The sequence below is a fragment of the Streptomyces albireticuli genome (assembly GCF_002192455.1).
Lineage (GTDB): Bacteria > Actinomycetota > Actinomycetes > Streptomycetales > Streptomycetaceae > Streptomyces > Streptomyces albireticuli_B.
Window position 1 is genome coordinate 4,622,274 of sequence record NZ_CP021744.1, and the last position, 12,854, is coordinate 4,635,127.

The 12,854-nt window shown below is 75.3% G+C and carries 10 protein-coding genes; 9 read left to right on the plus strand and 1 reads right to left on the minus strand.

All coding sequences use genetic code 11. The features are described 5' to 3' along the window. The first annotated feature begins 261 nt into the window (after positions 1-261). From SMD11_RS20050 to SMD11_RS20080, 7 genes are all read left to right on the plus strand, one after another. Positions 262-1,113, plus strand: a complete 852-nt coding sequence (locus SMD11_RS20050) for a DMT family transporter (protein WP_087927755.1) — start codon at positions 262-264, stop codon at positions 1,111-1,113. 67 nt (positions 1,114-1,180) lie between these two features. After that, complete coding sequence (gene rsmI / locus SMD11_RS20055; protein ID WP_087927756.1) at positions 1,181-2,041, plus strand: 16S rRNA (cytidine(1402)-2'-O)-methyltransferase; 861 nt, start codon at positions 1,181-1,183, stop codon at positions 2,039-2,041. Positions 2,042-2,442: 401 nt separating this feature from the next. After that, a complete protein-coding gene (locus SMD11_RS20060) occupies positions 2,443-2,940 on the plus strand; it encodes a hypothetical protein (protein ID WP_087927757.1) in 498 nt (165 codons plus the stop codon). 33 nt (positions 2,941-2,973) lie between these two features. After that, positions 2,974-3,891: a TatD family hydrolase gene (locus SMD11_RS20065; RefSeq protein ID WP_087927758.1), complete on the plus strand. Its 918-nt coding sequence runs from the start codon at positions 2,974-2,976 to the stop codon at positions 3,889-3,891. 100 nt (positions 3,892-3,991) lie between these two features. Then, positions 3,992-5,581, plus strand: coding sequence for a resuscitation-promoting factor (locus SMD11_RS20070; protein ID WP_087927759.1), 1,590 nt, complete (start codon positions 3,992-3,994; stop codon positions 5,579-5,581). Then, positions 5,578-6,453 (plus strand): 16S rRNA (adenine(1518)-N(6)/adenine(1519)-N(6))-dimethyltransferase RsmA, encoded by an 876-nt coding sequence (gene rsmA / locus SMD11_RS20075; protein WP_087927760.1) that lies wholly within the window; start codon positions 5,578-5,580, stop codon positions 6,451-6,453. The genes SMD11_RS20070 and rsmA overlap by 4 nt, the downstream gene beginning before the upstream one ends. Before the next feature lie 250 nt (positions 6,454-6,703). Next, a complete protein-coding gene (locus SMD11_RS20080; RefSeq protein WP_087927761.1) occupies positions 6,704-7,633 on the plus strand; it encodes a 4-(cytidine 5'-diphospho)-2-C-methyl-D-erythritol kinase in 930 nt (309 codons plus the stop codon). Positions 7,634-7,867: 234 nt separating this feature from the next. Here SMD11_RS20080 and SMD11_RS20085 read toward each other — a convergent pair whose 3' ends face one another. Then, positions 7,868-8,287 (minus strand): hypothetical protein, encoded by a 420-nt coding sequence (locus tag SMD11_RS20085; protein WP_159395327.1) that lies wholly within the window; start codon positions 8,285-8,287, stop codon positions 7,868-7,870. Positions 8,288-8,497: 210 nt separating this feature from the next. Here SMD11_RS20085 and SMD11_RS20090 point away from each other — a divergent pair, with 210 nt between their 5' ends. Next, positions 8,498-10,108, plus strand: coding sequence for an acyltransferase family protein (locus SMD11_RS20090; protein WP_087927763.1), 1,611 nt, complete (start codon positions 8,498-8,500; stop codon positions 10,106-10,108). 126 nt (positions 10,109-10,234) lie between these two features. Beyond that, positions 10,235-12,838 carry an FtsX-like permease family protein gene (locus SMD11_RS20095; RefSeq protein WP_234366097.1) on the plus strand — a complete coding sequence of 868 codons (2,604 nt, stop codon included), beginning with the start codon at positions 10,235-10,237 and terminating at the stop codon, positions 12,836-12,838. Positions 12,839-12,854: the final 16 nt, after the last annotated feature.

A 12,854-nucleotide genomic window follows, 5' to 3' on the forward strand; every position in this document is an offset into this window, starting at 1 on the left:
TCTGGGGGCACCTCCCAGCGGTAGCTGGGGGAGTTTGAGGACCGGGGTCCGGGGCGGAGCCCCGCACGCGGCGGAGCCGCACATCGGATGCAGCGGGAAGGGGCGGGGCTGGGGAAAAAGCTCGCCGCAGGCGACCCACCCGCCCGCGGAGCCCCGACGGTGACCGCCGCAACAGCGCACCCCACCGCCGCGGCGCTAGCGTCACGACATGAGCACTTCAGCTGATCGCCCGTCAGGAATACGTACGCGCGAGCACCCCGCATGACCCCCCTCGTCGTCGCCGCCGTCCTCGCCGCCGCCGTCACCCACGCCAGTTGGAACGCCATCGCCCACGGCATCAAGGACCAACTGCTCGCGTTCACCCTCGTCGGCGGCGGAGGCGCGCTCTGCGGGTTCGCGCTGCTGCCCTTCGTGCCCGGGGTCGCGGGCGGGGCCTGGCCGTATCTGCTCGCCTCCGCCGTGCTGCACGTCGTCTACCAGCTGCTGCTCATGCGGTCCTTCACGCTCGGCGACTTCGGGCAGATGTACCCGATCGCCCGTGGCAGCGCGCCGCTGGCCGTGACCGTCCTCGCGGCGGTCTTCGCCGGCGAGCTGCCGGACGCCTGGCAGCTCGCCGGGGTCGCGGTGGCCTCGGCCGGGCTGGTCGGCCTGGCGCTGTGGGGCATCCGCGGCTCCGGCGCGCGCCCGCACTGGCCGGCGATCACCGCCGCGCTCGCCACCGGCCTGGCCATCGCCGCGTACACGGTCGTCGACGGCCTGGGCGTCCGCGCCTCCGGCTCGCCCCTCGGCTACATCGCCTGGCTGATGATCCTCGAAGGGCTCGCCATCCCCGCCTACGCGCTGGCCACCCGCCGCGGCCGGCTCGTCGCCGGGCTCCGCCCCCACGCCGCCCGCGGCCTGCTCGGCGGAGTGCTGTCGGTCTTCGCCTACGGACTCGTCCTGTGGGCACAGACCCGGGCCGCGCTGGCGCCGATCGCGGCGCTGCGGGAGTCGTCGATCATCGTGGGCGCGGCGATCGGCGCCGTCGTCATGAAGGAGAGGTTCGGGGCGCCGAGGATCGCCGCCGCGGGGCTCATGGTCGTGGGGATCAGCCTGATGCTGCACGCGGGGTGACGCCCCGCACCGGCCGCTACGGGCCCGCCCGGCGAGCCGCGCCGTCCGACCCTGCGAGGATGGAGCCGTGACTGGAACGCTCGTACTCGCAGGTACCCCCATCGGTGACGTCGCCGACGCGCCCCCGCGGCTGGCCGCCGAGCTCGCCGCCGCCGAGGTGATCGCCGCCGAGGACACCCGGCGGCTGCGCCGCCTCACCCAGGCGCTGGGCGTGCACACCACCGGCCGCGTCGTCTCCTACTTCGAGGGCAACGAGTCGGCCCGTACGCCCGAGCTCGTCGAGGCGCTGGCCGGCGGTGCCCGGGTGCTGCTGGTCACCGACGCGGGCATGCCGTCCGTGTCCGACCCCGGCTACCGGCTCGTCGCCGCCGCCGTCGAGCGTGACATCAAGGTCACGGCCGTGCCGGGCCCGTCCGCCGTGCTGACCGCGCTCGCCGTCTCCGGGCTGCCCGTGGACCGCTTCTGCTTCGAGGGCTTCCTGCCGCGCAAGGCGGGGGAGCGGCTCGGCCGGCTGCGCGAGGTGGCGGACGAGCGCCGTACGCTCGTCTACTTCGAGGCGCCGCACCGCCTGGACGACACCCTCGCCGCCATGGCCGAGGCGCTGGGCCCGAAGCGCCGGGCCGCCGTCTGCCGCGAGCTGACCAAGACGTACGAGGAGGTCAAGCGCGGCCCCCTGGACGAGCTCGCCGCCTGGGCCGCCGAGGGCGTCCGCGGCGAGATCACCATCGTCGTGGAGGGCGCCCCCGAGGCCGGCCCCCAGGACCTCGACCCCGCGGAGCTCGTGCGCCGGGTGCAGGTCCGGGAGGAGGCGGGGGAGCGCCGTAAGGAGGCGATCGCCGCGGTGGCCGCGGAGGCCGGGCTGCCCAAGCGGGAGGTCTTCGACGCGGTGGTGGCGGCGAAGAACGCGGCGGGGAAGCCGGCGAAGTAGCGGGCTCCCCGGCCCTGCCCGCGCCCTGCCCGCCGCACCCGGGTGCGGCGGTGGCGCACCCGCCGCACGGGCCGGAATCAGCCCCTTCGGCGAGGGCCTCCGGGAGGGGGCGGGCGGGGGAAAAGCTCCACCGGGACCACCCGGGGGCGCTCCCGGGCGCGCCCGGGAGCGCCCCCGGAGCGAAAGGCCCGTCCCGGCCCTCATTACCAGGCCCATCCCCAGGTAAAGGGCTATCGTGAAAGGCAAAGCTTAGGCCTGGCAGCCTGGCATTTTGGGCAGTGCGACGCCAAGTTTGTCCCAATTCGGGGGAGAGGCTGCTGCGACTTCGCCGGTAAGGGCGTTCCCTGGATGTGGGACGTCCGATCCCGGAGAGACTTGTCCTCAGGACAAGAGGAGCTGCCATGAGCGAGATCGCAGGAACCTCGAACGGTGTCCGTCCGACAGCCGCCGGCCACCCGGCCGCCGCGCCCGGCGCACTGGAGCCCGCCCACGAGTCGTACGCCTTCGCGTGCATGCGGTGCGGGCACGGCTGGGAGCAGTCGTACGAGATACAGCACTACACCGACGCCGAGGGCCGGCCGTTCGTCGTCTACTACGCGGACGGGGAGCGCGTCCCGTCCCCGCTGACGCACCCCACGTGCATGAACTGCGGCGGTCACGCCGTCCGCATCATGCGTTCCGGGCAGGTCTCCCGGATAGCCGGCGTCCTGCACCAGTACGCGCAGACGGACGTGCCCGCCACGGACCAGGCGCCCGCCGGGCCGTACCGCACGAGCGGTTCCGCCCCCTCCCCGCGCGCCGGGGAAGCCCCGGAGAAGACCGAAGGCGCCGAGGAGTCCTCGCGCGCCCACCACTGGCACCTGTCGGACCTCCTGCACCCCTTCCACCACCGCAAGTGAGCGCGAGGCCGCGCGATCTCTAGAATCGCGTCCATGGCGGCAAAAGCATCGAACAGCGACAGGCCCGGCGGCGCGCGGAGTCAGAGCGACAAGGACGTCCCCCCGCCCCTCCCGGCACCGCTGAACGTGCCGGTCGCCGACTCGCACACCCATCTGGACATGCAGGGCTCCTCCGTCGGGGAAGCCCTGGCCAAGGCCGCCTCGGTAGGGGTGACCACCGTCGTCCAGGTGGGGTGCGACCTGGCCGGATCCCGCTGGGCGGCGGAGACGGCCGCCGCGCACGAGAGCGTCTGGGCCACCGTGGCCCTGCATCCGAACGAAGCCCCCCGCATCGTCCTGGGCGACCCCGACGGCTGGTCGCGCCAGGGCGCCCGCGAGCCGGGCGGCGACGCCGCGCTGGACGCGGCGCTGGAGGAGATCGACGCCCTGGCCGCGCTGCCGCACGTCCGCGGCGTCGGCGAGACCGGCCTGGACTTCTTCCGTACGGGCCCCGAGGGCATGGCCGCCCAGGAGCGCTCCTTCCGTCGCCACATCGACATCGCCAAGCGCCACGGCAAGGCCCTGGTCATCCACGACCGGGAGGCGCACGCCGACGTCCTGCGGGTGCTGGAGGAGGAGGGCGCCCCGGAGACCGTCGTCTTCCACTGCTACTCCGGCGACGCCGAGATGGCGAAGGTGTGCGCCGAGGCGGGCTACTACATGTCCTTCGCGGGCAATGTGACCTTCAAGAACGCCCAGCACCTGCGGGACGCCCTCGCCGTCGCCCCGCTCGACCGGGTGCTCGTCGAGACGGACGCGCCGTTCCTGACGCCGATGCCCTATCGCGGACGGCCCAATGCGCCGTACCTCATTCCGGTCACGTTGCGCGCGATGGCCGGGTACCGAGGGGTGGACGAGGACGCCCTGGCCACGGCGGTCGCCGCGAATACCGCAAGGGCGTTCGGCTACTGAGCCGGTTCCGCCGCGACACCGTGTGATCATATGACTTTGGAGAGTGACGCTCCCTCCGCTACAGTCCCGGGCCGGACAGTTCGACCCAGGGGAGTGTCGCGTGACGCATGCACAGGGCAGCCCCCGCGCCGCACGCCGCGGTGCGGCGGAAGTACCGCTCTACCCAGCATTTGACCCGTACGACGCATACAGCCCGTACGACCCGTACGAGCCCTCCGGCCACTACGCGCCCTATGAGCCGCACGGTGCGTACGGGACGTCCGGGGCCTATGCGCAGGCCGCCCCGGCCGCCGCGCCGCCCGCCCCCGCGGCGCCGTACGGCTCCTACGACGCCCCCGGCGAGCCCTACGGGATATACGAACCACCCCAGGGCTTCTACGATCCGTTCCTGCCCGAACCGCGCGAAGCGGGCTCCTACGCGCCCCCCGCCGATCCGGACGAGCTCCCGCACCTGCCCCGGCAGGGCGCCGCCACCACCCCCGCCGAGGAGCTCACGGAGGCCCCGCCGGAGCCCCCCGCGCCCCTTGCCGACCCCGCCGGCGAACCCGAGGGCGAGCGCGCCCGCCGCTCCGCCCGGCGCAAGCGGGCCGGCGAGCGGCCCGACGCCCTGCGCCGGCTCGTCCCGCAGGCCCTCGTCGTGGCCTTCCTCGCCGGCGGCACCTCGGCCTTCATCGTCAGCGACAAGACCGTCAAGCTCAACGTCGAGGGTAGCTCCCGCACGCTGCACACCTTCGCCGACGACGTCGAGGAGCTCCTCGCCGACGAGCACATGTCCCTCGGCGCCCATGACGCCGTCACCCCCGGCCACGACCACGACCTCAGCGCGGGCGACGAGATCACCGTCCGCTACGGGCGCCCCGTCACCCTCACCCTCGACGGCGAGCACCACCACGTGTGGACCACCGCCCGCACGGTCGACGGCGCCCTGCGCCAGCTCGGGGTGCGCGCCGAGGGCGCCTACCTGTCCGCATCCCGCTCCGCCTCCATCGCGCGCGAGGGCCTGGACCTGGACGTCCGCACCGAGCGGACCGTCACCTTCATGGCCGACGGGCGCGAGCGCACCATCCGCACCAATGCCGCCACCGTCCACGAGGCCATCGACCAGGCCGGCATCACCCTGCGCGGCCAGGACACCACCTCCGTCGACCCCGACAGCTTCCCGCGCGAGGGCCAGACGATCTCCGTCATGCGGATCACCGGCAGCGAGGAGGTGCGCGAGGTGCCCATCGACTTCACCACCGAGCGGCGCGACGACCCCACCCTCTTCAAGGGCACCGAGGTCGTCGCCCAGCGCGGCGAGAAGGGCGTCGAGCGCGTCACCTACGCCCTGCGGACCGTCAACGGCGTCAAGCAGAAGCCCCGGAAGATCTCCACCGAGACCGTCCGCCGGCCCACCACCCAGATCGTGAAGGTCGGCACCAAGGCCATGCCCACCGCCGTGCAGGGCGCGGACGGGCTGAACTGGGACGGCCTCGCCCAGTGCGAGGCCGGCGGCCGGGCGAACGCGGTCGACCCGTCGGGCACCTACGGCGGCCTCTACCAGTTCGACGTCCGCACCTGGCAGGGCCTCGGCGGCAAGGGCCGGCCCCAGGACGCGCCCGCCGCCGAGCAGACCTTCCGGGCCAAGAAGCTCTACGTCAGCCGGGGGGCGAGCCCGTGGCCCGTGTGCGGCCGTAAACTTCACGGGTGAGCTCCAGCCCCAGCACAGACGATTCCGGCGCCCTGCTCGGTCCCGCCGACATCCGCGAGCTGGCCGCAGCCCTCGGGGTACGCCCGACCAAGCAGCGCGGCCAGAACTTCGTGATCGACGCCAACACCGTCCGGCGCATCGTGCGGACCGCCGAGGTGCGGCCCGACGACGTCGTCGTCGAGGTCGGCCCCGGTCTCGGGTCCCTGACCCTCGCCCTGCTGGAGGCCGCCGACCGGGTCACCGCGGTCGAGATCGACGACGTGCTGGCCGCGGCCCTCCCGTCGACGATCGCCGCCCGGCTGCCCGGCCGCGCGGACCGCTTCGCACTCGTGCACAGCGACGCCATGCAGGTCACCGAGCTGCCCGGCCCGCCGCCCACCGCCCTGGTCGCCAACCTGCCCTACAACGTCGCCGTGCCCGTGCTGCTGCACATGCTGGCGCGGTTCCCCAGCATCGAGCGGACGCTCGTGATGGTCCAGGCCGAGGTCGCCGACCGGCTCGCGGCCGCGCCCGGCAACAAGGTCTACGGCGTCCCCTCGGTCAAGGCCGCCTGGTACGCCGAGGTCAAGCGGGCCGGCTCCATCGGCCGCAACGTCTTCTGGCCCGCCCCGAACGTCGACTCCGGCCTCGTCTCCCTCGTCCGCCGCAGCGAGCCGATCGACACCACGGCCACCCGCGAGGAGGTCTTCGCGGTCGTCGACGCCGCCTTCGCGCAGCGCCGCAAGACGCTGCGGGCGGCGCTGGCGGGATGGGCCGGCTCGGCCGCCGCCGCGGAGGCCGCGCTGGTCGCCGCCGGGATCTCGCCGCAGGCGCGTGGCGAGTCGCTGACGGTGGACGAGTTCGTGGCGATCGCGGAGAACAAGCAGGGCTGAGGCGTACGTGTCCGGTGCCGGTGCCGGTGCCGGTGCCGGGGGCTCCGGGGTGGGGGTCCGGGGCCGTATATTTACGGGCCCGCCGCCCCGAACCGCAGGGGAACCCCCGCACTGGGCCCGCAAATACACGTAAGCGCCCCGGACCCCCACCCCTGCGCCCCCGTCACCTCCCGCCGTCTTCCGGCTGACGGCTCACGCCCCCGTACGATCGGCCGTGACCCTCTCCCGTACGACCCGAGGAGCCCGCTCCGTGAGCCCGTCCGTCACCGTCCGCGTCCCCGCCAAGGTCAACGTGCAGCTCGCCGTCGGCGGCGTACGGCCGGACGGATTCCACGACCTGGCCAACGTCTTCCTCGCCGTCGGCCTGTACGACGAGGTGACCGTCACGCCCGCCGAGGAACTGCGGATCACCTGCTCCGGGCCGGACTCCGGCCAGGTGCCGCTGGACGCCTCCAACCTCGCGGCCCGCGCGGCGCTCGCCCTCGCCGCCCGGCACGGGCGCGAGGCGGCCGTCCACATCCACATCGACAAGGACATCCCCGTCGCCGGCGGCATGGCGGGCGGCAGCGCGGACGGCGCCGGGGCGCTCCTGGCCTGCGACGCCCTGTGGGGCACCGGGGCCTCGCGCGAGGAACTGCTCGACATCTGCGCCGAGCTCGGCAGCGACGTGCCGTTCAGCCTGGTCGGCGGGGCGGCGCTGGGCCGGGGCCGGGGCGAGATCCTCACCCCGCTGCCCGTCGGCGGCACCTTCCACTGGGTCTTCGCCGTCGCCGACGGCGGCCTGTCGACCCCGGCGGTCTACGCCGAGTGCGACCGCCTGCGCGAGGTCTCAGGCGGGGGCTCGGGTGTGGCGGACGTGCCCGCCCCGGAGCCGTCGCCCGCGCTCCTCGACGCCCTGCGCACCGGCGACGCGCCCGCGCTCGCCGCGGCCGTCACCAACGACCTCCAGGCGGCCGCGGTCTCCCTGCGCCCGTCCCTGGCCGCCACCCTCGCCGCGGGCACCGGCGCCGGCGCCCTGGCCGCCCTGGTCTCGGGCTCGGGCCCGACCACGGCGTTCCTGGTCCGGGACGAGGAGGAGGGGGAGAAGGTGGCGGACGCGCTGAGGTCGTCGGGCACGTGCCGGTCGGTCCGGGTCACGTCGGGTGCGGCCCCGGGAGCGACGGTGCTGCCGACGGCCTGAATCCAGCCGGGCCGGGGCGAAATCAGCCCGGCCGGCGTTTGAGGCCACCGCGCGTCAGCGCGGAAGGGGGCCCGGGGGCTTGCCCCCGGTTCCGGGGAGGGGCGGGTAGGGGAAAAGGTCCCGCGCAGCGGCACCCCCATGGCGACCCGCCCCCCCATGCCGCCCCGGCCCCCCATGGCGACCCGCCCCGCCCACCCCGCCCGCGGCGCTCCGCCCCACGCCGCACCCCCACCCCTACGGCGCAGCCATCCGCACCGTCTCCGCATGCCCCGCCGCATCCACCGCCCGCAACGTCAACTCCCCCTGATACGGGTCCACATACCGCACATACGCCTCGTACGAGAAGTTCCCCGCGCCATCCACCCGCGGCTCGCTCCACGCCCGTGACACCGGCGCCCGGTGCCACCCCTCCGTCGACAGGCTGACCGTCGTGTGCGGCGGCCACCCCTGCCCCGTGACGTAATAGGTCGTGGCGTCCCGCCACCGCTTCGCCCGCCAGCTGAGCCAGTACGCGAACCGCCCCTGCCCGTCGTCCGCGACCACCCGCTCGGGAGCCGGTGCCGCCGCCGCGGGCCCCGGCGTCACCGCGGCGCCCGTCAGCATCAGCCCGGCGGCGGCCACCGCCGCCCACCGGAGTGCCCGTACCGCTGCCATGCGTCGTCCCCCTCGTCCCGTCCGTACCGATGGCCGAGAAGCACGATCCCGGACGGCGAATCCAGGAGCAACCATGCGAAACCGCGCAGATGCGCCGCGCTGGAACGCCCGTACGGGCAGGGCGGGGTCACCGGCTGAGTAGCCGTACTCAGCCGCACCTGAGTACGGCCTCCGTGGCGACGCCCGCCCTCGCCGGGCCAGGGTGCGGGCATGGCTACGACACCCACCGCGCGCGACCTCGCCGCGGCCACCCCCGCCGGGCGCGACCGGACGATCGACCTGCTCCGGGTCGTCTCGCTCGGCACCGTCGTGCTCGGCCACTGGCTGATGGCCGCCGTGACCGCCGACCACGGCCGGGCCGAGGTCGGCAACCTGCTCGCGGTCGAGCCCGGGTTGCAGCTCCTCACCTGGGTGCTCCAGGTCATGCCGGTGTTCTTCTTCGTCGGCGGCTTCTCGCACGCCCTCTCCTACCGGTCCCTGACCCGCCGTGCCGGGGGACCGGCCTACGCCGCGTTCCTTCGCGCACGCCTCCAGCGCCTCCTGCGCCCCACCATGCTCTTCATAGCCGTCTGGGGCGCCGGCGCCCTCGCCGTCCAACTCCTCGGCGGGGACGGCCCGCTGACGGACGTCGCCGCCCGGCTCGTCGCCCAGCCCCTGTGGTTCATCGGCATCTACCTGGCCATGGTCGCCTTCACCCCGCCGCTGCTCCGGCTCCACGAGCGGTGCGGATGGGGCGCGTTCGCCGCACTGGCCGGCGCGGCCGCCGGCGTCGACGTGCTGCGGTTCGCCGCCGGCGTCCCGTACGTGGAGTTCCTGAACTTCGCGTTCGTCTGGCTCGCCGTCCACCAGCTCGGCTTCCTGCGCGCCGACGGCCGCCTGCGCCGCCCGGCCGTCCTCGCCGCGGTGGGTATGGCCGGGGCGGCCGGGCTCGTGGCCCTCGGCCCGTACCCGCTGTCGATGGTCGGCATGCCCGGCGAGAGGATCAGCAACATGGCGCCGCCCACGTTCGCCCTGCTCTGCCACGGCCTGTGGCTGGTCGGCGCCGTCGAACTCCTGCGCCGCCCCATGGCGCGCCTGGTGGCCCGCCCCCGGGTGTGGCGCGCCGTCGTCGCGGCCAACGGCATCGCCATGACCGCGTTCCTGTGGCACCTCACCGCGATGCTCGGCGTCTACGGCGCCCTGCTCGCCCTCGACGTCCCCCTGCCGGCCCCCGCGAGCGCCGCGTGGTGGGCGCAGGTGCCGCTGAGGATCGCGGCGGCGGCACTGGTGACCGCGCTCCTGGTGGCCGTCTTCCGCAAGGCGGAGGCCCCGGCGGTGCCCAAGAGGGTTTCCCCCACCCACCCACGGGAGGCGGCGGGCCGCAGCGGGGCCTTGAGGGACGTAAAGCGAAGCAGTCCCTCAAGGCCCCGCGGAGGCACGGCGCCGCACCCGGAAAGCTCCGCGCAGCGGGTACGGTCCGCGCAGCGGGAGACGGCGCCGCACTCGGAAAGCCCCGCGCAGCGGATACGGTCCGCGCAGCGGGAGACGGCGCCGCACTCGGAAAGCCCCGCGCAGCGGATACGGTCCGCGCAGCGGGAGACGGCGCCGCACTCGGAAAGCCCCGCGCAGCGGAACCGCGCCATGACCGCCGCGGCCGCCACCGGCGTCACCCTCGCCCTCCTCGGCGTCCTCGGTCTCTCCATGGTCGGCTTCGCCGGTCTCCTCGAAGGCCGCACCGCCGTCCTCGTCGCCTTCCGGGTCACCGCGCCCGCCGCCGTCCTCATGGCCGCCGTGGGCTGGCTGCTCGTCGAGGCGGCCGGCGGAACCCCACGTCGCCGGTAGGGCTGTCCCCACCCCCAGGAGGCCCGCTCGTCCCATGGGGCCGCGCCCGCCCCGTCCCTAGCGTTGAGGCCGTCGCCGCGACCGGCGGCCGCACGACGGAAAAACAGGCACGACGGAAAAACAGGGGTGGGGCGTGATCCGCAGAACGACGGGCCATGGACGGGCCGGGGCCGCCGCGTGATGGGCAAGCTCGCGCGCCGCTCGCTGCGCCACCGCACCGCTTCCTTCACCGCCACCTTCCTCGCGCTGCTCTTCGGCGCGACGATCGTCATGGCCTGCGGCGGCCTGATGGAGACCGGCATCCGCAACAACACCCCGCCCGAACGCCTCGCGGGCGCGCAGCTCCTCGTCACGGGTGACCCGAGGTACTCCCTGGCCGACGACGAGAAGCACAAGGCGAAGGGGCTGTTCCCGGAGCGCGTGGAGCTGGACGAAGCGCTCGTCGAGCGGGTCCGCGCCGTCCAGGGCGTCCGTACCGCGGTCGGCGAGCGCACGATCGACGCCGCCGTCACCGGAGGCACCGGCACCCCCGCCGCCGCCCGGGCCCACGGCTGGGAGTCCGCCGCCCTCACCCCGTACGCCCTCACCGCGGGCGAGGCACCCACCCGCCCCGGCGAGGCCGTCCTCGACGAGGGTCTCGCCCGTGCGGCCGGGGTCCGGACGGGGGACCGGGTCGCCCTCACCGCGCACGGCACCACCGCCCCGTACCGGGTCACCGGCGTCGTCCGGCCCGCCGCCGGGCGCGCCGTGCCGCAGGCCACGCTCTTCCTCTCCACCGCCGAGGCCGCCCGGCTCGCGCCCCGCGCGGGCACCGTCGCCGACATCGCCGTCACCACCCGCCCCGGCACCGGCACCGCCGCCCTCCGCGAGCGGATCGCCGACGCCCTCCGCGGGCACGGCGTCACCGTCCTGGCCGGCGACGACCGGGGAGCCGTCGAGCACCCCGAGGTCGTCGAGGGCGGCGAGAACCTGATCGCCGTCGCCGGGGCCTTCGGCGGGCTCGCCGTCGAGACGGCGGTGTTCGTCGTCGGCGCCACCGTCGCCCAGGCCGCCGGGCAGCGGCACCGTGAACTCGCCCTGCTCCGGGCCGTCGGCGCCACCCGGGGCCAGCTGCGCCGGCTCGTGCTCGGCGAGACCCTGATGGTCACCGCCCTCGCCGGGGCCGTCGCCTGGTTCACCGGCCCGCTCGCCGGCCACTGGCTGTACGAGCGGCTGGTCGGCACCGGCATGATCGCGGAGACCGTCGAGTTCCGGCAGGGCTGGATCCCCGCCGTCACCGCGGGCGGCGCCCTCCTCCTGACCGCGCTCGGCGGCGGTGTCCTCGGCGCCTGGCGCGCCGTCAGGGTCCGGCCCACCGAGGCGCTCGGCGAGGCCGAGGCACGGCAGCGCTGGATCTCCTGGCCCCGGCTGCTCCTCGCCGCCCTGTTCCTGGCGGGCACGGTGGCGCTCGGCCTGGTGACCGCCCTCGTCCTGGAAGGCCCGGTCGCGGCGTCCACCGCCGGCCCCACCGTGCTGTGCGCCGCGATCGGCTTCGCCCTGATCGGTCCCGCCCTCACCAAGGCGGCGGCCGCCGTCCTCCAGTGGCCCGCCCGGCTGTTCGGCGGGGTCACCGGCCGGCTCGCGGCCCGCAACTGCCGGGCCCGCTCGATCCGCGTGGCCGGCGCCGTCACCCCGATCATGCTCGCCACGGCCGTCACCACCGGCATGCTCTACCTCCAGACCACCGCCGCCGACGTCTCCGGCAAGCAGTTCACCGACGGCCTCAAGGCCGACGCCGTCGTCACCTCGGCCGCCGGCGGCGTGGACCCCGCCTTCGTGGACCGGGTGCGGAAGGTGCCCGGCGTCGGTGCCGCCGGCGCGTACGTCACCAGCACCGGCTGGCTGGAGCGGCCCGTCGACCACGGGCAGGACAAGCGCGGCCTGGCCCTCCAGGGAGTCGACGCCGGATCCGCCGGGCGCACCCTGGCCGCCCCGGTGACCGCGGGCAGCCTGACCGCCCTGCGCGGCGACACCGTGGCGCTGCCCGAGGCCACCGCCCACCGGCTGCGCCGCGGCGTCGGCGACACCGTACGGCTGCGGCTCGGCGACGGCTCCACCGCCGGCCTCCGCGTCGTCGCCCTGCTCGCCGACCGGCCCGGCTACGCGACGGCCCTCGTCCCCGTCACCCTCCTCGCCCCGCACACCACCGCCGGCCTGCCCGCGCAGATCCTGGTGCGCGCCGCCGCCGGCACCGACCCCCGGACCGTGGCCGGCGCCCTGCGAGCCCTGACCGCCGCCCACCCGGGCCTCACCGTCACCGACCGGGACGGCGTGATCGACGGGCACGCCCGCGACACCCGCGCCCAGGCGTCCGTCAACTTCCTCATCTGCGGCATGCTCATCGGCTACACCGCCCTGTCCGTCGTGAACACCCTGGTGATCTCCGTACGCGACCGCCGCCGCGAGTTCGGCCTCCAGCGCCTCACCGGCGCCACCCGGGGCCAGGTGCTGCGCATGATGACCGTGGAGGCCGCCCTGGTCACGGCCATGGGCCTGACCCTGGGCACGCTGGCGGCGGCCGCCGCCCTGGTCCCCTTCAGCCTGGCCGCGACGGACGGCTGGCTGCCCTCCGGGCCGCCCGTGATCTATCTGACGACGGCGGCCGGGGCGCTGGCACTGGCACTGGTGGGGACGCTGGTCCCGACCTGGGCCGCGCTGCGGATCCGCCCGGTGGTGGCGGCGAAGGCCTGAGCCGCGGGGGCCGGGA